This window comes from Sediminibacter sp. Hel_I_10 (assembly GCF_000688335.1).
Taxonomy (GTDB): Bacteria; Bacteroidota; Bacteroidia; order Flavobacteriales; family Flavobacteriaceae; genus Psychroserpens.
The window spans coordinates 2,552,203-2,572,788 of the sequence record NZ_JHZX01000001.1 but is presented as its reverse complement, the minus strand read 5'-3'; the positions used below and the strand labels follow the sequence as shown (position 1 = coordinate 2,572,788).

Below are 20,586 nucleotides of genomic sequence, written 5' to 3'. Positions count from 1 at the left end.
GAATGTTCGAAACAGAAGTAAAATCACTTAAGTCACTAAATCACTATCTGGTAAAACTGGTAGAAAGCCGCTTATGGCTTAAGGTTATTATTGCCTTGTTTTTAGGTGTTGGATTTGGGTTGTTGTTAAGTCCTCATAATGGTTGGATTACCAAAGAAACAGCTGATGGTTTAGGAAATTGGCTGGCATTGCCAGGCGTACTCTTTCTAAAGCTGGTTCAAATGATTATGATTCCATTGATTGTGGCTTCAATCATCACAGGAATCGCCAGTAATGACAAGGATAGTTTGAAAAAATTAGGTGGTGGCGTATTATTATATTTTCTGGGCACTACCATAGTTTCGGTAAGTCTCGGTGTTATACTATCACAACTTTTTAGACCTGGTCGTTTTTTGCATCAACAATCGCTATCCGAACATAACGAAATAATGACCACCTCTACGGAGGATACCGAACTTTCTTTTGGGCTTGAAAATATTCCAGATGCCATTTCAAACCTGCTTCCCGAAAACCCTTTGGCGTCTATGGTAAATGCCGATATGTTAAGTATCGTGATTTTTACAATTATTATTGGTGTGGCTGTGCTCTCACTTAATGCAGCATTATTGCGCCCAGTAAAGATACTCTTAAGTGCCATTCAAGAAGTCTGTATGACGGTAGTGAAATGGTCTATGTTGTTAGTACCTGTTGCTGTTTTTGGGCTTATGGCACAGCTTACCTCTAGTGTTGGCTTGAGCTCTCTGTCAGGTCTAGCCTACTATGTTGTGGTGGTGTTACTCGGTCTATTGTTACTGGTGTTTTTCTATTTAGGACTGGTTGTCCTTCTTGGAAAAACAAACCCATTGCATTTCCTAAAAAAAATAAGGGATGTTCAACTATTGGCCTTTTCAACCACGAGCTCTGCGGCTGTAATGCCCTTGTCACTAAAAACAGCGGAAGAAGAACTGAAAGTGGATAAGAGCATTAGCAATTTTATTATACCTATTGGCGCAACCGTCAATATGGATGGAACGGCGCTCTATCAAACTATAACGACTCTTTTTATAGCCCAAGCCTTTGGACTGGAAATGAGCTTACTCAATATTATAGTGGTCATCGTAACCATAGTAGCTGCTTCCATTGGCACACCAGCCATTCCTGGAGGCGGTGTGGTTATACTCGCTTCTGTTTTGGGAAGTGTCGGCATACCCGCTGAAGGCATCATTATTATTATTGGTGTAGAGAGACTCTTGGGGATGTTTAGGACTGCGGTAAATGTAACTGGTGATTTGACTGCCTGTATGGTTTTCAATAGATACTATGGTAAAACCCCAATCTTGGTTAGTGAGAAAACGGATAATAAATCAATTTCAAAACAATGACATTACTACTCATATCCATAGTGTTCATTCTTCCTGTTGTAGCTATAGCAAGCTATCAGCATTACAAAATTGGTAAGCAACCAGCTTATGATGCCAAAGAAACACTGTTGAATTATGAAATAATAGGCTCTGGAGAAAACAAACTTGTTTTGTTGCACGGTTTAACAGGCTCATTGCATTATTGGAAACGCAATTTAGAAAGTATTACAACTACACATAAGCTACTTTTAGTCGACCTGCTAGGTTTTGGTGATTCGCCAAAACCACAAAGTGATTATTCCCTTTCAATACAATTGCAAGCCCTTGAATTAATTTTAAGCAAAGAAGAATTCAATGATGGCAAAACAATTATTGCGGGACATTCTATGGGAGCTATGATTTCATTGGCACTATTGGAAAAGCAACCAACTTGGTTCAAGGCAGGAATTTTTATAAGCATACCTGTTTATAAGAACGCTGATGAGTTTAAAGAAATTATGTCATCCCATTCCTTTGTGGATAGGATTTCAACAAGCAAATTCTCGAAATACATTTGTATGATTCATCCCATTTTTATGTCGAGTGCATTCAAACCTGACAACCTCACAGATGATGTTTATGAAGATGCAAAAAAGCATCATTGGCAGAGTTATTATTATTCACTTACAAAGGTCATCTTGAAAACAGATTTATATGCGATTGCAAAGAAAATTAAGGATAAAGACGTGCTTTTTATTCACGGAGAAAAAGACACCACTGCACCTTTAGAAAATGCCTTAAAATTATCAAAGGAATTTAAAAACGCACAACTAATTACTTCATCTGAAGGAGACCATCAGTTCTTTCTGAAAGAAGCAGAATTTGTTTGGAACACAATTCAAGATTTTACTATTTCAGATAAAAAATTACAAAAAACCATATCTAATGAGCACTAATAAAATTAAACATATAGGCGTATTTACTTCAGGAGGCGACAGTCCTGGAATGAACGCTGCATTGTACGCCATTGCAAAATCCGCTGAAGTAAAGGGTATAAAAGTAAGTGGTTTTCGAAAAGGGTATGAAGGGTTGATAGACGGTGATTTGGTTCCATTAGCATCACACGAACTAAAAAAAATAACCCAAAAAGGCGGTACCATTCTAAAAACAGCAAGAAGCAAACGATTTCTGGAATTAGAGGGCCGTAAAAAAGCATTGCAAACTCTAAAAGCAAACAACATAGATGCTTTAATTGCTATTGGTGGCGATGGCACTTTTAAAGGTTTATTGGCTTTTTCAGAAATATGCGACATCCCATTCATTGGTATTCCCGGGACTATTGACAACGATATATCTGGTACTGATTATACCCTTGGTTTTGATTCCGCAGTAAACACGGCTATTGAAAATATTGATAAAATAAAGGACACTGCCGAATCTCATAACCGCGTATTTATTGTTGAAGTAATGGGAAGGGATTCAGGCTACATCGCTATTCATTCGGGATTAATGGTAGGTGCAGATGCCATACTAATTCCTGAAAGTGCAAAAGATTTTATTTACCTATTGGACAAGATTAAAAATTACGATAGCGAAGATGCTTTTCTTGTCGTGGTTTCTGAAGGTGATGAAATAGGCGCTGAACTGGTTTCCTCAAAAATAAAGGAAGTCAATCCCAATGTCGATATACGAATTACGAGGCTTGGGCACGTTCAGCGAGGTGGAAATCCGTCAGCTTTAGATAGAATGTTGGGCATTAAACTTGGAGTGGCAGCTGTAAAAACACTTTTACGAGGCAAAAAAAATGTAATGGTAGGAATCTTAAATAATCAATTGCATCTAACCTCTTTTAAAGAGGTGGTCAAGCAACATCAAGTAAATAATGAATTATACGAACTTTTAGAACTATTTGGAAAGTAAAAATGATAGAAGCCTTTAAAAATATCAACCCTTTTATCCTCGGACTACTCATCAGTCTGGGCATTGGCCTTATTCTGGGTTTGGAACGTGAATACGATAAACTGAAGGAAGAACAAGGTTTTGCAGGAATAAGAACCTTCCCTATTGTCGCTATTATTGGTTTTATCTTGGGCAATCTTTCCACAGTCTATACGCCTTGGTTGGTCATTATAATTGCAGCGGCATTTCTTTTGTTTCTGTCTTTGAGTCATCTTTCCATAGTGCAAAAGCACATAATGACTGGTATTACCACCAATATGGCATTGTTCGCTACGTTGATTTTGGGTGTTATGGTCGCCAATCATTTGCATAAGGAAGCAGTTGCTACTGCGGTAATTATAGTTACGTTGTTATCATTGAAAACAACCTTTAATACCTTCATTAAAAATATTACTTCAGAAGAGCTTTTTGCTTTTATTAAGTTTTCAATTATTGCGCTTTTGATTTTACCTTTCTTACCGAATCAAGACTATGGTCCAGAAGGATTGCTTAACCCTTTTGAGATTGGAGCAATTATAGTAATTGTCTCTTTTCTGAACTTCATCGGCTACTTTCTTGTTAAATATGTAGGTTCTAAACGTGGTATTCTGCTCACTGCCATTTTAGGCGGATTAATTTCAAGTACCGCTGTAGCTTGGATATATGCTTCCCGAAGTAAGGAATCGCCAGAACTTTCAAAAGAATATGCTGCGGGTATCATTATAGCGTCCGCCATAATGTTCCCAAGACTTGCCATCTTAGCCTATATTTTTAATAGTGCCATACTTTCTTATTTGGCCGTTCCCTTTATTATCCTGACACTTATCTGTTTGATAAGTGCCATTCTATTTATTAGAAAGAATACTGAAGTCTCAAAGACAGCAATTGACCTTGGCAACCCACTTAATATATTGAACGCTCTTGGCTTTGGTGGTATTTATGTGGTTATCCTATTTGCAGTTTTTTATGGAAACCAGTTTTTTGGCGAAAGCGGTTTATACTATTCAGCCCTAATTGCAGGATTGGCAGATACCGATGCGATAACTATTAGTATGGCAAAATTCGGGTCTTTGGAAGACAAACTCGCCCTCGCAACCAATGTGATTATTACCGCAACCATAAGTAATATGATTGTGAAGCTGGGTATTACCTATTTCAAAGGTTCCAAAAAAACGGGGAAACTGGTAATGCTCATTTTTGGAAGTGTCGTTGTCGTTGGCATAGCCTATATATTAATACAATTAGGAAATTAAAAAAAGTAAGATGAAAACAACCATATTCAGTACACATAAGTTTGAAGAATCTCATTTGTTAGCTGCAAATAAAGGTAAGCACGAGTTAAACCTACTTGAGCTACGGTTGACGGAAAAAACTGCTTCTTTGGCGCAGGGCACCGAGGCCATCAGTTTATTTACAAGTGATGATGCCTCTACTCAAGTGCTTGAAAAATTAAAGGAATCGGGAGTACAATATATTGCGCTTCGTACCGCTGGGTATAACAATGTATCTATCGAAAAAGCTACCGAACTGGGTATAAAAGTGGCTCGTGTTCCTGCCTATTCCCCTTACGCTATTGCAGAACATACAATGGCGCTAATACTCGCCCTAAACCGAAAATTGATTAAAGCTCACAACAGGGTACGTGACCAGAATTTTTCATTGAACGGTCTTACAGGTTTTGACCTTAACGGGAAAACCGTCGGTGTCATAGGTACTGGAAAAATTGGATCTGTATTGGTAAAAATACTACACGGTTTTGGTTGTAAAATACTTGTTCAAGATGTCATTGAAGATGAAAATCTAATCAATTCTTATAACGTAAGCTATACCGACTGTGAAACCATCTGCAAACAGTCTGATATTATAAGCTTGCACGTACCATTAACGACTTCAACAAAACATTTGATTGATGCCAAGCATATTTCATTGATGAAACAAGGCGTAATGCTTATCAATACAAGTCGTGGAGGATTGGTAGATACTAAAGCAGTCATCGAAGGATTGAAAACTAAAAAAATTGGGTATTTCGGAATAGATGTGTATGAGGAAGAAGAAGGATTGTTCTTTGAAGACCATTCCGACGACATTTTGCAAGACGATGTGATTGCCCGATTAATGACCTTCAACAATGTTTTGATAACCAGTCATCAGGCCTTCTTGACCGAAACAGCATTGACAAATATTGCTGAAACCACGATATATAATCTAGACTGTTTTGAAAAAGGCAAAGTTTCAGGAAACGAAGTTTCTTGATTAAGAAACAAAAATTAGTAGTAACACTTAAATCTTAAAATTATGGATCGAGTAAAAAATAAAGTAGCCATTGTCACAGGAGGTGCCTCTGGATTAGGAAAATCAAGTGCTATTTTATTGGCACGCGAAGGAGCAAAAATAGTAATAACAGATTTGGATGAAGAAAACGGAAATAAAGTAGTCCAACAAATCAAGAACGATGGCGGTGAAGCCATATTTATAAAACAAGATGTATCCAAAGAAGATCAATGGAAAAAGGTAATCGAGACTACGCTCAAAACCTTTGGCAAGCTAAATATCCTAGCTAATGCTGCTGGTATAGCAATCGGTAAAAACGTGGAAGATATCACGCTTGCAGACTGGAAAAAACTTTTAAGCATCAATTTAGATGGCAGTTTCCTAGGTACCCAATACGGTATTAAGGCTATAAAAGAAAGCGGAGAAGGTGGCTCAATCATTAACTTTTCTTCAATTGAAGGCCTTATTGGCGATCCCAATTTTGCTGCATATAACGCAAGTAAGGGTGGTATAACTTTATTTACCAAGTCTGCTGCACTTCATTGCGCGAAACAGGGTTATGGCATCCGTGTCAATTCCATTCATCCAGCCTATATATGGACACCAATGGTAGAAAATTTCCTAAAAGCCCAAGGTGATGTGGAGGAGGGCAAAAAGCAGTTAGAAAGTCTACATCCAGTTGGACACCTTGGAGAACCAGATGACATAGGTTATGGTGTCGTTTATCTAGCTTCGGATGAATCAAAATTTATGACCGGTTCTGAATTGGTAATAGATGGTGGTTACACAGCACAATAACAGAAGAATATAAAATTCAAAAATTATGAAAAATATACTCGTACCCACCGATTTCTCTGAAAACTGCACTAAAGCTGCACATCTAGGGATTAAAATGGCAAAAACATACAATGCAGAAATACACTTTTTGCATCAGATGACCACACCTGTAGATTGGGTAAAATTAGATAAACTCAAAGAAAAGCGTTATCCAGAAACCTTAAAGCAGATAGGTACTGCAAAGGCTAATTTACGTGAACTCGAAAAAATAGCAGAACACGAAGGTCTTAAATGCCGAACTTTTCTACAATTCGATTCAGGACAAAAAGATATTTTGGAACATTCTGGTCATTTCCACCACGATTTCATCATTACAGGAAGTAGCGGTACCAAAGGCCGTGTAAGGGAGATAACGGGCAGTAATGTTGAAAAAATTGTAAGAAAGGCAAATGCGCCAATTATTGTGGTAAAAGAGGATGAAGTAACGTTTCCTTTTAAGAATATTCTATTTGTCTCTTCTTTTGAAGAAGATGTGAGTCATCCGTTTCAAGCTGTGCTTTCCATAGCTGAAAAATGTGATGCTAAAATTCATTTGTTACGCATTAATACAGAAACAGACTTTAATAGTATCAACGCTGGATTAAACCCTGTCAAGCTATTTCTTGAAAAGTTTCCCACCTTAAAAAACTTTTCTATGAACGTTCACAACGAATCGTCAGTAGAAGAAGGTATCAATACATTTCTAAAACATCAGCCCGCAGATTTAATTGCAATGAGTACCCACGGAAAGACAGGATTTTTGAGTTTATTTTCAAAAAGCATTGCAGAAGGCGTAACTAATCATTCAGAACTACCTGTGATGACCATACATATTAAAAAATGAAAGATTCAATCAACATAGTGAAATATTCTGGCGACGTGGTTCCTTTTGATGTGGATAAACTTATCAATTCCTTAAGACGTGCACAAGCTAGTGAAGAATTGATTCAGCAAATTGTTGACCAAGTTGAAAACAAAATATATGAAGGCATTACCACTAAAAAAATCTACCAGATGGCATTTAAAATACTTAAAGGCAAATCACGTGTAAGTGCCTCAAAGTATAAGCTCAAAAAAGCATTGATGGAATTAGGTCCTTCTGGTTTTCCTTTTGAAAAGTTAGTAGGCAAACTATTGGCACACGAAGGATTTTCAACACAGGTTGGTGTGATTGTACAGGGTAATTGCGTTCAGCACGAAATAGATGTGATAGCGCAAAAAGACAATAATCATTATATGATTGAATGCAAATACCACAGTGACCAAGGTAGGGTTTGTAATGTGAAAATCCCCTTATACATCCATTCAAGATTTTTGGATGTGGAAAAACAATGGGAACGCCAAAAAGGTCACGAGGATAAACTTCATAAGGGAGGTGTATATACCAATACACGATTTACCACCGATGCTGTGCAATATGGTAAATGCGTGGGATTATTATTAACAAGTTGGGATTACCCGATGGGAAACGGTTTAAAAGACAGAATAGACAAGTTGGGACTGCACCCTTTAACGGCATTGACTACCCTGACCAAAGCCGAAAAAACAAAGTTATTGGATACAGGCATCGTGCTCTGCAAAGAGCTTCACGAAAAACCTGCGTTATTGGAACAGATAGGAATTGATAAAAAAAGACACAAAAAGATTTTAGAAGATTCAGAAGCACTATGTAAAAGCACTTGAGAATTAATAATATAAAAGTTCAACAATCTTAAAAACAAAAATTATGAAAACAGATGAACTGCAAAAACGGAACAGCATAGATTTAGAGCCATTTTACCAAGCATTGGAAGATGATTCAAAACTACTTGAAGAAGCCCTTGAAATATTATTGGGGATGGTAAACTTTGAACCTAAATCCGTAAAGAAATTGGCGCTTCTTATCAAAGAGGATTCCCGCAATCTATATAATGAAATAGCGGAATTGAGCAAATCAAACCAAGATAAAGGAAACACGCCTTCCTGCTGTGGTGGAAACTAAATAAATACTATAAAGATGAAAAACAATAAAATAAACATCCACTTTTTAGGAGCGGCAGGTACAGTAACTGGCTCAAAATATTTAGTGGATACAGGAGATAAAAAAATACTGATAGACTGCGGACTTTTTCAAGGGTTAAAAGAATTACGACTCAAAAACTGGGAATATCCACCCGTGGAAGTTTCAGAAATTGATATGGTATTGCTTACTCACGGCCATTTAGACCATACTGGCTATCTACCGCGATTAGTCAAGCAAGGGTTCAAAGGACCTATTTATGGCACCAATCCCACGTTAGATATTGCTAAAATCATTTTGAATGATAGTGCAAAAATTCAAGAACAGGAGGCCGAACGTGCCAACAAAGAAGGTTATTCCAAACATAGTCCTGCTGAACCATTGTACGATTTAAAAGATGCTGAAAAAACCTTTCCACATTTTAAGAACGTTCCACAATCCCAATGGATATCATTATTTGATGGTATCAAGGCGCGGTTTCAGTATAACGGACATATCCTTGGTGCAACTTTTATCGAGTTGGATGTACACGGAAAACGTTTTGTTTTTTCAGGAGATATTGGAAGAACCAATGATTTATTGCTTTATCCACCTCTGAAACCCAAAAAAGCAGATGTGCTTTTCATTGAATCCACTTATGGAGGAAGATTTCATCCTGACGAAGCGGAAGCACTTCCGCAGATTGAAAAATTGGTCAACGACACTAATAATAGAGGCGGAAGCCTATTTGTCCCAAGCTTTTCAGTAGAACGTGCCCAACTGATGATGCTTATTTTTTGGAAGTTACTGAAGGAAAAGAAAATCCCAAAAGTACAAATGATAATGGACAGCCCAATGGGAGCTAGTGTATTGGAATTGTTTCATCGTACAAGAGATTGGCACAGATTGGAAGACAATGAATGTGATGAAATGTGTTCACATTTTACAGTCGTAAGCAGTTATCGGGAAACTATGGAATTGCGAACAGACAACAAACCAAAAATCGTAATTGCTGGAAGTGGAATGCTTACCGGTGGCAGGATGCTCAACTACCTTGAAACTCAAGCACAAAACCCAAATAACACCCTGCTTTTTGTAGGCTATCAAGCTGAAGGCACTCGTGGAAGAAAGCTATTGGAAGGCCAAAAAGAATTAAAAGTGTATGGGAAAACGGTATCCCTTCAAATGGAAGTAGCCGAAATTCAAGGCCTCTCTGCACACGCAGACCACGCTGAATTAATTGATTGGATGAGCAAAATAAAAAATAAGCCAGCGCGAATTTTTATTGTGCACGGAGAAAAAGAAGGTGCGGAAGCACTTCAAAAAGGAATAAAGGAAACTTATGGATGGGATGCGGAAATCCCACAACTCTATAATATTGAAGAAATAGAATAGGCTTTTGAAATTTTGAAAATTTAAACACTATGGAACAACACTCAAACATTCTAAAATACAAACATCTGGGTATTTATACCCAGAACGAAAATGTGGTGTATATGCGTGAAGATTGCCACGTCTGTATTTCCGAAGGTTTTGAAGCACTTACAAGAATAAGGATTTCAAAGGCAACCCATTCAATTGTAGCAAGCCTCAACATTATAAATTCAGATATGCTGTTGCCCAACGAAATTGGACTATCAGATGCAGCTGCAAAAAAGCTAAATGTTTCAGACAATGACACTTTGTATGTTTCACATTTAGAACCTATTGAATCTTTAAGTCACGTTAGGGCAAAAATCTATAACAAAAAACTGGATTATAAGGCCTATAACAACATCATAACCGATATCGTGGAAGGCGATTATTCCAACATCCACCTTTCGGCATTTATTACTGCCTGTGCTGGCGACCGAATGGATATTGATGAAATAAGTGACCTTACTAAAGCAATGATTGCTTCCGGAAAGCAACTGAACTGGAACAAGGATATCGTGGTCGACAAGCATTGCATTGGTGGATTGCCTGGCAATAGAACAACACCATTGGTCGTTGCCATTGTTGCCGCGTATGGTCTTACTATGCCAAAAACATCCTCACGGGCAATCACTTCGCCAGCAGGCACAGCAGATACAATGGAAGTATTGACCAATGTTACGCTCTCTTCCGAGGAAATAAAGACTGTAGTAGAAAAAGAAGGCGGATGTTTTGTTTGGGGAGGCACGGCGCAGTTAAGTCCTGCCGATGATGTGCTCATCAAAATTGAAAAAGCCTTGGATATTGATAGTGAAGGGCAGCTCATTGCTTCGGTACTCTCTAAAAAAGCAGCAGCTGGTTCCACTCACGTGGTCATTGATATTCCCGTGGGTGAAACCGCCAAGGTTCGCAGTACCGAAATGGCTCAAAAACTAAAAAATCATATGGAAACCGTTGGGACATCTGTTGACTTGAATGTAAAAGTTGTAGTTACGGATGGCACGCAGCCTGTTGGAAGGGGTATCGGTCCAACATTAGAAGCCATAGATATATTAAAAGTTTTGAAAAATGAGGAAGATGCACCTAAAGACTTAACAGAAAGAGCATTGCTTTTAGCTACTGAACTATTAGAACTTTCTGGAAAAGTAGAAAAAGGAAAGGGACTGGAAACCGCACGTGAAATTCTCAAATCTGGTCAGGCTTATAAAAAATTCCTTGCTATTTGTAATGCGCAAGGTCGCTTTTCAAAACCTGTTTTAGCACCCTATAAAACCGAAATTAGAGCAGAAAACTCTGGGGTTTTAAAGCGCATAGATAATAGAAAGATAGCAAAACTCGCCAAGCTTTCCGGCGCACCGCAGTCTAAATCGGCAGGGATTCTTTTGAATGTCCATTTAAATGAAAAAATTGAAATAGACCAATTATTATATACCATATATGCTGAATCCAAAGGCGAACTCAACTATGCTCTGGAATATAAAAACAACCATAACGACATCCTAACTATAATTTAAAAAACTATGAAAACAATATTATTCAGTCTTCCCGGAAATGAAGAACTCACAGAACTTATGGCTACAAAAATGGATGCTGAAGTGGGCAAAGCCACTTTGCGTAAATTCCCTGACGGGGAATCGTACACACGTATATTATCTGATGTTAAAGATAAATGTGTGGTACTGGTATGCACCTTACACGAACCAGATGAAAAACTGTTGCCGCTTTATTTTCTAAGTCACACAGCCAAATCATTAGGCGCTATGTGTACCTGTTTGGTAGCACCCTATTTGGCGTATATGCGGCAGGACAAAGTATTTAATGAAGGTGAAGGAGTGACTTCTGGTTTCTTCGGAAAATTGATTTCTGGTTTTGCCGATAGCATTACCACGGTTGACCCTCACTTGCACAGAATTAGTTCGTTAGGGGAAGTGTATCAAATTCCAAATAAAGTGATTCACGCTGCCGACGCAATTTCAGAATGGATTAAAGAAAATATCGAAAACCCGGTACTTATCGGACCTGATTCTGAAAGTGAACAATGGGTATCAGAAGTCGCCAAAAATGCAGGAGCACCATTTACGGTATTACAAAAGGTGCGTCACGGTGACCGTGATGTAGAAGTCTCTGTTCCCGATGTGGATATATATAAAGATGCTACACCCATTTTGGTAGATGATATTATTTCCACAGCCCGAACAATGATTGAAACCGTACAACATCTTAAAAAAGCAGGAATGAAACCACCTATTTGTGTAGGCATTCACGCCGTTTTTTCAGGAAACGCCTATCAAGATTTATTGGATTCCGGAGTAGAAAAAATAGTGACTTGTAATACCATCCCACACTCTTCAAATGGAATAGATTTAAGTGATATTATGGCAAAAGAGGTAAAAAAATTAATGCACCATATATGAGAAAACAAGGCTTTATAGTACTAATCACTTTATTAAGCATCACAATGACTGGACAAACTGAAATGCTCATTGGGCAGATTTCAGGCAGAGTTGTTATTCGGGAAAACTTTGATAAAGAAGGTGATTTTCTCAATAAACAAACTTTTGAAGCTGGAGAAACAATAAAGGAAAATGGATATTATGAAATAAAGGTAGTTACAGAATTGTTTGACAAAAACAAACAATCAACCGATAAATACACTACTACCTACCGTTGTGAGCCAGATGACGCCAATGTAATGATAATGGCTTTTCCGTTTTCCAAGCCAAAATCAAAAGAAACCGAAATTAATACCATTTCTGAAAATTTTAAAAAGCTCTACGATTTACAAAACTTGAAAGATATTAAATTGGAAATGAGTTTTGACTCGGGCTTGTTAAACTTTTTTGGTTCCAAAAGCATCATAAAAATTTATGACCGAAAATTAGAGGATGGGAAAAACACTATAAAATCAAAAATTAATATTAAAGCCTATGCCTGGGGAATTCGCATTAAGCAACTCAATTATACCGTTATCGAAAAATTAAATGAAAAAGGTTTATTGACTTTTCAGAAATTTTCAGAAGCAGATAACAGCTATTTTACAATAAACTATAAATAAAGACAGATGAAAAATTACGATACACTTTCTGAAGCCATAAACGATTTACAGGGAAATGGCTATACATATGATTTTAACCTAAAACCAGAATGTTTGGAGTGTGCCTCACTAAAAATTGAAATACACCCAGAAGATTTTAATGTTGACGAGATGCATCGTTTTGAGGGTATGAGCAGTACCGACGATAATAGTGTGCTTTATGCTATTTCATCAAAAAATGGGATTAAAGGACTTTTGGTAGATGCCTATGGCGTCTATGCCGAAAACATTTCGGAAGCTATGAGAAAAAAATTACGATAACACTTAAACAAGACAATAATGGAAAATCACGAACACCACAATCACGATGAAATGGACCATTCTAAAATGGACCATTCGAAGATGAAACACAAAAAAGAAGACCATTCTAAAATGAACCACAAAGGTGGAGACCATTCTGGCCACAATCCAGGGCACGGAGAACACGGGCACGACCATCATAAAATGATGATTGCCGATTTTAGAAAACGGTTTTGGGTAACCCTTGTACTTACTATTCCCATACTGTTCTTCTCGCCGATGATTCAGGACTTTTTTGGATATGAGTTTTTGCTTCCCGGAAATCCATATATCCTTTTTGCACTTTCCACAATCGTATATTTCTATGGTGGTTGGCCATTTTTAAAAGGATTCTGGTCTGAAATCAAAAAAGGTGCGCCAGGGATGATGACCTTGATTTCTATGGCCATTACCGTGGCTTACGTTTATAGTTCGGCAACCGTGTTCGGCTTAGAAGGAGTTGATTTTTTCTGGGAACTGGCTACCCTTATCGCTATTATGTTGGTAGGACATTGGATAGAGATGAAAAGCGTCTTGGGAGCATCAAAGGCCTTACAGCTTTTGGTAAGTATGATGCCCGCAGAAGCCCATAGGGTAAAGGATGATACCATAGAAGATATTCCGTTGGAAGATTTGTTAAAAGATGATGTGATTTTGGTTAAACCAGGTGAAAAAGTTCCTGCTGATGGGATTATAGTAGACGGTTCAAGTTACCTGAACGAATCTATGCTTACAGGCGAATCCAAACCTGTAAAAAAAGATGAAAACGATAAGGTTATTGGTGGTTCGGTAAATGGTAACAGTATCTTAAAAGTAAAGGTTGAGCATACTGGAAAAGATAGCTATCTCAACAAGGTCATCAAAATGGTCGAAGAAGCGCAAAAAACCAAATCAAAAATGCAAAACCTCTCGGATAGAGCTGCAAAATGGCTTACCTATATCGCATTAGGTATTGGTTTTGGAACATTAGCGGTATGGCTGATTTTAGGCTTTCCATTTGTCTATGCTTTAGAAAGAATGGTTACCGTTATGGTCATTGCTTGTCCACACGCATTAGGTCTTGCCATACCACTTGTGGTTGCTATTTCTACTGCTGTTTCAGCTCAAAACGGGTTATTAATTCGAAATAGGACAGCTTTTGAAGAATCCCGAAAAATATCAGCTTTATTGTTTGATAAAACGGGAACATTGACCAAAGGCGATTTTGGCGTTACTCGAATTGAGTCTGTTAGCGAAACTTATTCATCTGAAGAAATTTTAAGGCTTTCGAGTGCATTGGAACAAAGTTCGGAACATCCTATCGCCGTAGGTATTATTAAAAAAGTTAAAGAAGACAATATTACAATCCCAAAGCCTGAAAACTTTAATGCGATCACTGGTAAAGGTGTAGAGGCAAATGTAGAAGGAAAGCAAGTAAAAGTGGTTAGCCCTGGTTATTTAAGGGATGAAAAAATAACTATTCCTGAAGATGCTTATAGTGACGCTGCTGAAACTGTTGTATTTGTATTAATTGAAGGACAACTAGCAGGATACATTGCGCTTGCTGATGAAATAAGACCTGAATCTGCGGAAGCTATAAAAATATTTAAAAAGAATAATATCAAAGTTTTGATGGCAACTGGGGATAACGAAAAAACAGCCAAAGCTGTGAGTGAAAAATTAGGGTTGGATGGCTATTATGCCGAAGTGCTACCACACCAAAAAGTAGAAATTGTAGAAGAGTTGCAAAACAAAGGAGAGTTTGTGGCTATGACTGGAGATGGCGTAAACGATGCGCCCGCACTTGCCAAAGCTGATGTAGGAATCGCTGTTGGTTCTGGTACTGATGTAGCCGCCGAAACAGCCGATATTATATTGGTAAATAGCAATCCACAAGATATTGCAAACCTAATTTTGTTCGGAAAGGCTACGTACAATAAAATGATTCAGAACCTAATATGGGCAACTGGGTATAATGTGGTGGCCATTCCATTAGCTGCAGGTGTTCTATACTCTTCTGGCTTTGTTTTAGGGCCAGCTGTAGGAGCGGTATTTATGAGTTTGAGTACAATTATAGTGGCTATTAATGCGCAATTATTGAAGCGAAAAATCGGTAAAAAATAAATGGATAGAAAAGAAAAACTCAACAGGATATTTTTAATTCTATTGAGTTTGTTTGTAGTGATGTTGGGCTATGGTATATTATTGCCAACCCTTCCTTACTATACCGAAAGATTAGCTTTAAAAGACAATCTTGACACCGACCTTATCAATTTCCATATTGGATTGCTCACAAGCATTTATCCATTTTTTCAGTTACTATTCGTAGTGGTTTGGGGAAAACTATCGGACAGATACGGCAGGAAACCTATTATCATTTGTGGACTAATCGGTTTTGTAATTATGCAATTACTTACTGGCCTAGCCACATCCTTGACAATGCTATATATTGCTCGAATTTTTGGTGGAATTTTTACGTCATCAGTTATTCCAGTTAGCAATGCATATTTAAGTGATATTACATCTGAAAAACGTAGAACAAAAATAATGGCCTGGTCTGGTGTTGCCATTAGCTCTGGTGTTATTTTTGGCCCTGTCATTGGCGGCTTTCTGTCCCAAACTGATATTCATATAAAATATACATTAGGCCTGCTACATTTAGACCGATTTTCAGTGCCCTTTTTATTCGCTGCACTACTAGGATTGATTGTCCTTTTGGTTGTGATGAAATGGTTAAAAAACACCGCTCGCGTACATAAGTTCACAACACGAAAAGTGAGTTTGCGGTTCACATTTACTAAATATTTTATCGTATTACTAGTGCTTTCGTTTGTCTTCCAATTTGTGGTGACGCTATTTGAAACTGTCTTTTCAATCTACGGAAAAGATGAATTAGGATTTAATAGTAATCAAGTTGGTTTTGGTTTTATGCTATGTGGTTCAATAATGGCTGTTTTACAACCAGTGTTCGCTACTTATGGAGAGAAGTTTTTATCAACAAAGAAACAAATTGCTTTAGGGTCACTAATATCTGGTTTATCCTTGATTGCCTTTCCATTTTTTAACAATGAATTTTTAGTCTATGGATTAATCGTTGTTTTTGCTGCTGGAGGCGCTATGGTAACACCAAATTTGCTCTCTGCGGTTTCATTGATATCAAAGAAAAATACTGGTAGGAATATTTCTATTCAGAGTTCGACCAATAGTATTGGTCAGATTTTAGGCCCCGTTTTAGGAACTTGGCTGATTGCAGGCGGTTTTTACTATCCTTTCATAATTGCTGGTAGCATTGTTTTGCTCGCTATTGGTTGTCTGTTCTTTTTTAAAAATCCCCCATAAAAAGATATAACATACAAACATTACTTATTAATAATTAACCCAAATCTAAAGCCCCAAAAATATTTTGCATAAGTTAATTCATAAAATACTAGACAATTACAAAGAGGAAATAAAAGTAGTTGAGGAATCTAATCTAAACGATTTCAACAATGTTGAACAAGGTATTTCTATTTCAAGACAATACTTGCAGAAATTACGCATCTGTGTAAGGGAAAATGAATTCGTAGATAAACAGAATGAAATAATATTCTTTAAAAAGCATAAACCCCACATCTATAGCAGACTGAAATTTTATGCCAAACTCTACAATTTCTTGATAAATAGACCTGCGGGAACAATAAAATCTCAACAGGAATTTATTGATTCAGAAATAAATAGGCTACAAGAAAGTAATCGACGAAATATAGATTTCATTAAATATTATAGAGAGGATTCTGAACTTCTGGATGAATTCTATTTTCTGCGAGGAAATGATAAAATTAGCTTGGTATCAAACACTTCTCATTTTTATACAGATGCTGAATTTTCCACAAGCCACGATAATGCAATTGCCAAAATTATGGCCTATGACCTATTAATAAGCCATTACGTTGAAGAGTTAAGTAATTTAAGGGATTTGTCATACGGCATACCGAATAAGCTGAATACTCTATCAAACGGTGAGCGACTTGGTTGGACTGCTTCAAAAACAGACCTGATTGAGTTAATTTATGCATTACAGGCATCTGGCGCAATAAAAAGTGGTACAGCTGGTATTAAAGAAATGGCATCAGCTTGTGAAGATATTTTTGAACTTAATCTTGGTAACGTTTATAGAACTTTTCTCGAAATAAGAGAACGGAAAATCGACCAAACCAAGTTTATTGATAGACTAAAAGCAACACTTTTAAGGCGAATGGAAGAAACGGACGGTTGATATTTTCATTTTTAAAAATGTTAAATTTCTTCCCAAGTTGGGTCTTACTTGGGAAAAAATAAAATTAATTTTATCTATTATCATTTGGCAAAGATGATTTTAAGTGACACCTCTAAATCAAACCAATTTAAACCATTGAAAATGAGTAAATAAAAACACCCTACTTGGGTACAACTTGGGATTAAAATCCAATAAACCATCCCAAATTTGTAGAACGAAAGTCAAATCAGGTCAGGGACTATCAAATTAGTTGAAATCGATACGATAGTCCCTTTCTTTAAAACCGTTCTATTATGCCAGCAAATATTATTACCACCGACGACCTTCGAGAATTTAAAATGGAATTGCTCGATGACATCAAGAATCTTCTATCTAAACAAGCAACTGGAAAACTCAAGAAATATTTAAAATCTTCCGAGGTAATGGACTTGCTTCAAGTCAGTCCAGGTACATTACAGAATCTTCGCATCAATGGAACGTTGCCATACACAAAAGTTGGGGGCATTATCTACTATGATGCAGAGGAAATTCAAGGTGTAATGAACTCAAATCGAGTGCAGCACAAGCAAAATTCTTAAAAGATGAACTATATAAAGCTACTTAATGCGGCTTTTGAAAAGTTCTATTTTGATGACCGCCTTAACCCATCCCATATCAGTTTGTATATGGCGCTATTCCAAGAATGGAACAGTTGCCGCTTTATGGATGAATTTTATGTAAACCGTCGCGATTTGATGCGATGTGCTAAAATAGGTTCTAAGTCTACATATCACAGATGCATCGTCGAGTTAGATTCTTGGCAATACTTAACCTATTTCCCTTCCAACAATCCCTACAAAGGCAGCAAAATAAAGATGGCCATTATTGGGACAAGTGATGAACCGGTTGTGGGACAGTACAATCCCATATTAGAACAACTTGCGGAACAGTACCATCCCAGAGGTGTACCGCTTGAGGGACACCACCATCCCAAAAATGGACAGGTTGTGAACCAACACCGTCCCATAGATGGACAAGCATTGGTATCTAATACAAACAATATCAAACAAGAAAACTATATAAAACAACCAAAGGGCTGGCAGGCCGTTTTTATTTTTTTTGAAGAAAAAGGTTTTGATGCTGATGAAGCTAAAAAATTCTATGAGCATTACCAGACCAGAAATTGGCAAACTGGCGATGGCAAGGAAATCAGAGATTGGCGAGCCGTAGCCATCAACTGGATGGACAGAACCGAAATATTCGACGAGGAAAACAAACCAAACAAAAAACAAGCGTCCCAAATCAAGGACAACTTGCGAACCACTAAAAACAAAGATTATGGACAACCCCTCTAAAATAACCGAAGGTGGCGTGGAATATTCGCTCGGAAAATTTGATGGTAAAAGTGTGATCTATGATTTTTCAAAAATCTTGATTTACCTAAATGCCAAAGGCAAACTTTTGTTTGGCGAAAAGTTTAGGATATATGATGAAGACAAGGATATTTTGCTGAAGCTCTGTTCCTACTTCATCAAGGATAAAGACAACTGTGAGACTTATGGTATTGACATTGACAAAGGCATTCTACTTTCCGGACCCGTTGGCTGCGGCAAAACCAGTTTGATGAAATTGTTGCGCCATTTGGTTCCACTACAAAGACCTTACGAAATGATTCCCTGCCGGAATGTAACCTTCAGTTTCAACCATCTTGGGTTTAAAACGGTTGAAGAGTATGGTAATACCAAATTTTACTGTTTTGATGATTTAGGTGTGGAACCATCTGGTAGATTCTACGGAAAGGATTTGAACGTAATGGGCGAAGTGCTCTTATCCCGATACGAGCTTTACTTACAAACCAAACACAAAATCAAGACGCACGCCACAACCAATCTCAATGCTGAAGAACTGGAAGAACGCTATGGTAATCGTGTGCGTAGCCGAATGCGAGAACTTTTTAATTTGATTGCTTTTGATACTAAAGCTGGGGATAAACGGAAGTGAATTTAAGGTATGGCTTTTTAACAACAATTTTTATTTTCTTGAATCGGCGGACAAGCCACAGTACCATAAGAACAGAATACACAACAATCCCCTTCTTTTGGTTTCAGAACCGTTTTGCAATTCTCACATTCATAAAAGAATTGACAGGCGGTGGTTGGCATTTCTTCAGCCTTTTTGTGGCCGCATTCTGGACAGGTAATCGTAGATTTTAATTGAATCTTCATTATTCTATTATTTTGTACCCCGTGCTTTCTATAGCTTTTCGGATTGTGGGCAAATCGGTTTTGGTCTTGTCAAATTCCACTATGGTATTAGCATTTTCGTAGCTGGCTTTGATAGAAATAATTCCGTCCAATTTATTGACTTCGCTTTCTACGTGTGCCTCACAACCTGCACAGGTCATTCCAGCGACTTCAAAAGTCTGTTTTTTGATATTGGATTGAGAGACATAGACGATATCCTTGGCGGGCTGTGCATAAAATAGATTGGAATAGTACGGGAAGGCCAGCATCAATGCGGCGAATAGTGTTACTATCAATAAGAACCGTTTGGATTGCCAAAACGATGGTTTCGCATCATCTTCACAGGCGCAATCTATTTCTTCCTGTGTTTTCGGTCGTAGTTTCTGGTACCAGGCAAAGACCAAAACAATAATGGTCAAGCCGATAAGATAGGGTCTAAATGGCTCGACCCAAGAGAATGTAGATGCAATTCCGCTTGTTCCAGCAATTAATGCCAAGACAGGGGATATACAACATATTGATGCTGCAACTGCGGTAAAAATGCCGGTATAGGCCGCGGTATTTGAAGTTTTATTCGGTGCCATAATGTAAACTTTCTAAGCTGTTTTCTTTCTTGCTGAAATTGAATTGAAAATTCCATTCAAAACATTGTCCTCACTCTTTACCAGCGAATAATACAATGTTTGCCCTTCACGTCTCGATGTAATAATTCCCGCATCCTTCATTTTACGGATATGTTGGGATACGGCAGGAACACTCATTTCAAGAATGTCAGCAATATCGCAAGGACACAGTTCATTCTCTATGTTCAATAGAAATAGAATTTTCAGTCGTACCTCGCTTCCCGCAAGAGACAAAATTTTGCTTATTGCTTCTAAGCTACCTGAAGAATTCTCTATGGTTTCCTTACATCTCGATATTTGCTTCTTGTCTGCTTCGTTCCGTGTACAGGTTATTTCCAAGCTCATCTTTTTTGATTTAAAGTGGCCACAAATATATCATTATTATATTATTTAAGCAAA

At 37.6% G+C, this 20,586-nt stretch carries 23 protein-coding genes; 20 read left to right on the top strand and 3 right to left on the bottom strand.

Annotation, left to right across the window (positions count from 1 at the left end):
* The first annotated feature begins 2 nt into the window (after nt 1–2).
* From P176_RS0111600 to P176_RS0111500, 20 genes are all read left to right on the top strand, one after another.
* Nucleotides 3–1,361 (top strand): dicarboxylate/amino acid:cation symporter, encoded by a 1,359-nt coding sequence (locus tag P176_RS0111600; protein WP_026754863.1) that lies wholly within the window; start codon nt 3–5, stop codon nt 1,359–1,361.
* The gene (locus P176_RS0111595; RefSeq protein WP_026754862.1) at nt 1,358–2,275 is read left to right on the top strand and encodes an alpha/beta fold hydrolase; all 918 of its coding nucleotides are present in this window, start codon (nt 1,358–1,360) and stop codon (nt 2,273–2,275) included. The genes P176_RS0111600 and P176_RS0111595 overlap by 4 nt, the downstream gene beginning before the upstream one ends.
* Nucleotides 2,265–3,239 carry an ATP-dependent 6-phosphofructokinase gene (locus P176_RS0111590; RefSeq protein ID WP_026754861.1) on the top strand — a complete coding sequence of 325 codons (975 nt, stop codon included), beginning with the start codon at nt 2,265–2,267 and terminating at the stop codon, nt 3,237–3,239. Before P176_RS0111595 ends, P176_RS0111590 begins: the two co-directional genes overlap by 11 nt.
* A gap of 2 nt (nt 3,240–3,241) precedes the next feature.
* Entirely contained in the window at nt 3,242–4,510 is a 1,269-nt protein-coding gene (locus P176_RS0111585; protein WP_026754860.1) for an MgtC/SapB family protein, read from the top strand.
* A gap of 10 nt (nt 4,511–4,520) precedes the next feature.
* Entirely contained in the window at nt 4,521–5,510 is a 990-nt protein-coding gene (locus P176_RS0111580) for a 2-hydroxyacid dehydrogenase (RefSeq protein ID WP_026754859.1), read from the top strand.
* A gap of 42 nt (nt 5,511–5,552) precedes the next feature.
* Nucleotides 5,553–6,326 carry an SDR family oxidoreductase gene (locus P176_RS0111575; protein ID WP_026754858.1) on the top strand — a complete coding sequence of 258 codons (774 nt, stop codon included), beginning with the start codon at nt 5,553–5,555 and terminating at the stop codon, nt 6,324–6,326.
* A gap of 25 nt (nt 6,327–6,351) precedes the next feature.
* Complete coding sequence (locus P176_RS0111570; protein ID WP_026754857.1) at nt 6,352–7,188, top strand: universal stress protein; 837 nt, start codon at nt 6,352–6,354, stop codon at nt 7,186–7,188.
* A complete protein-coding gene (locus P176_RS0111565) occupies nt 7,185–8,027 on the top strand; it encodes an ATP cone domain-containing protein (RefSeq protein WP_026754856.1) in 843 nt (280 codons plus the stop codon). The genes P176_RS0111570 and P176_RS0111565 overlap by 4 nt, the downstream gene beginning before the upstream one ends.
* Nucleotides 8,028–8,070: 43 nt before the next feature.
* Nucleotides 8,071–8,325, top strand: coding sequence for a hypothetical protein (locus P176_RS0111560; protein ID WP_026754855.1), 255 nt, complete (start codon nt 8,071–8,073; stop codon nt 8,323–8,325).
* A 15-nt stretch (nt 8,326–8,340) separates the two neighbouring features.
* Entirely contained in the window at nt 8,341–9,717 is a 1,377-nt protein-coding gene (locus tag P176_RS0111555; protein WP_026754854.1) for an MBL fold metallo-hydrolase RNA specificity domain-containing protein, read from the top strand.
* Between the two features lie 29 nt (nt 9,718–9,746).
* The gene (locus tag P176_RS0111550) at nt 9,747–11,249 is read left to right on the top strand and encodes a thymidine phosphorylase family protein (RefSeq protein WP_026754853.1); all 1,503 of its coding nucleotides are present in this window, start codon (nt 9,747–9,749) and stop codon (nt 11,247–11,249) included.
* 6 nt (nt 11,250–11,255) lie between these two features.
* Nucleotides 11,256–12,149 carry a ribose-phosphate pyrophosphokinase gene (locus tag P176_RS0111545; RefSeq protein ID WP_026754852.1) on the top strand — a complete coding sequence of 298 codons (894 nt, stop codon included), beginning with the start codon at nt 11,256–11,258 and terminating at the stop codon, nt 12,147–12,149.
* Nucleotides 12,146–12,790, top strand: a complete 645-nt coding sequence (locus tag P176_RS0111540; RefSeq protein WP_026754851.1) for a hypothetical protein — start codon at nt 12,146–12,148, stop codon at nt 12,788–12,790. Before P176_RS0111545 ends, P176_RS0111540 begins: the two co-directional genes overlap by 4 nt.
* A gap of 6 nt (nt 12,791–12,796) precedes the next feature.
* The gene (locus P176_RS0111535) at nt 12,797–13,090 is read left to right on the top strand and encodes a hypothetical protein (protein ID WP_008616393.1); all 294 of its coding nucleotides are present in this window, start codon (nt 12,797–12,799) and stop codon (nt 13,088–13,090) included.
* An 18-nt stretch (nt 13,091–13,108) separates the two neighbouring features.
* Nucleotides 13,109–15,211, top strand: a complete 2,103-nt coding sequence (locus tag P176_RS0111530) for a copper-translocating P-type ATPase (protein WP_026754850.1) — start codon at nt 13,109–13,111, stop codon at nt 15,209–15,211.
* The gene (locus P176_RS0111525; protein ID WP_026754849.1) at nt 15,212–16,426 is read left to right on the top strand and encodes an MFS transporter; all 1,215 of its coding nucleotides are present in this window, start codon (nt 15,212–15,214) and stop codon (nt 16,424–16,426) included.
* A gap of 64 nt (nt 16,427–16,490) precedes the next feature.
* A complete protein-coding gene (locus P176_RS0111520; protein ID WP_026754848.1) occupies nt 16,491–17,342 on the top strand; it encodes an RteC domain-containing protein in 852 nt (283 codons plus the stop codon).
* Between the two features lie 293 nt (nt 17,343–17,635).
* Nucleotides 17,636–17,920 (top strand): helix-turn-helix domain-containing protein, encoded by a 285-nt coding sequence (locus P176_RS0111510; RefSeq protein ID WP_026754847.1) that lies wholly within the window; start codon nt 17,636–17,638, stop codon nt 17,918–17,920.
* A 3-nt stretch (nt 17,921–17,923) separates the two neighbouring features.
* Nucleotides 17,924–18,676, top strand: a complete 753-nt coding sequence (locus tag P176_RS0111505; protein ID WP_026754846.1) for a hypothetical protein — start codon at nt 17,924–17,926, stop codon at nt 18,674–18,676.
* A complete protein-coding gene (locus tag P176_RS0111500; RefSeq protein WP_026754845.1) occupies nt 18,660–19,322 on the top strand; it encodes an ATPase in 663 nt (220 codons plus the stop codon). Before P176_RS0111505 ends, P176_RS0111500 begins: the two co-directional genes overlap by 17 nt.
* A gap of 17 nt (nt 19,323–19,339) precedes the next feature.
* Here the strand turns inward: P176_RS0111500 and P176_RS20705 are convergent, their stop codons facing one another.
* From P176_RS20705 to P176_RS0111490, 3 genes are read right to left on the bottom strand one after another with little or no spacing between them, the layout of a single operon-like run.
* Nucleotides 19,340–19,546, bottom strand: a complete 207-nt coding sequence (locus P176_RS20705; protein ID WP_008610941.1) for a GDCCVxC domain-containing (seleno)protein — start codon at nt 19,544–19,546, stop codon at nt 19,340–19,342.
* Entirely contained in the window at nt 19,546–20,148 is a 603-nt protein-coding gene (gene merTP / locus P176_RS0111495; protein ID WP_026754844.1) for a mercuric transport protein MerTP, read from the bottom strand. The genes P176_RS20705 and merTP overlap by 1 nt, the downstream gene beginning before the upstream one ends.
* Before the next feature lie 12 nt (nt 20,149–20,160).
* Nucleotides 20,161–20,532: a metalloregulator ArsR/SmtB family transcription factor gene (locus P176_RS0111490; protein ID WP_008610939.1), complete on the bottom strand. Its 372-nt coding sequence runs from the start codon at nt 20,530–20,532 to the stop codon at nt 20,161–20,163.
* Between the last annotated feature and the right edge of the window lie 54 nt (nt 20,533–20,586).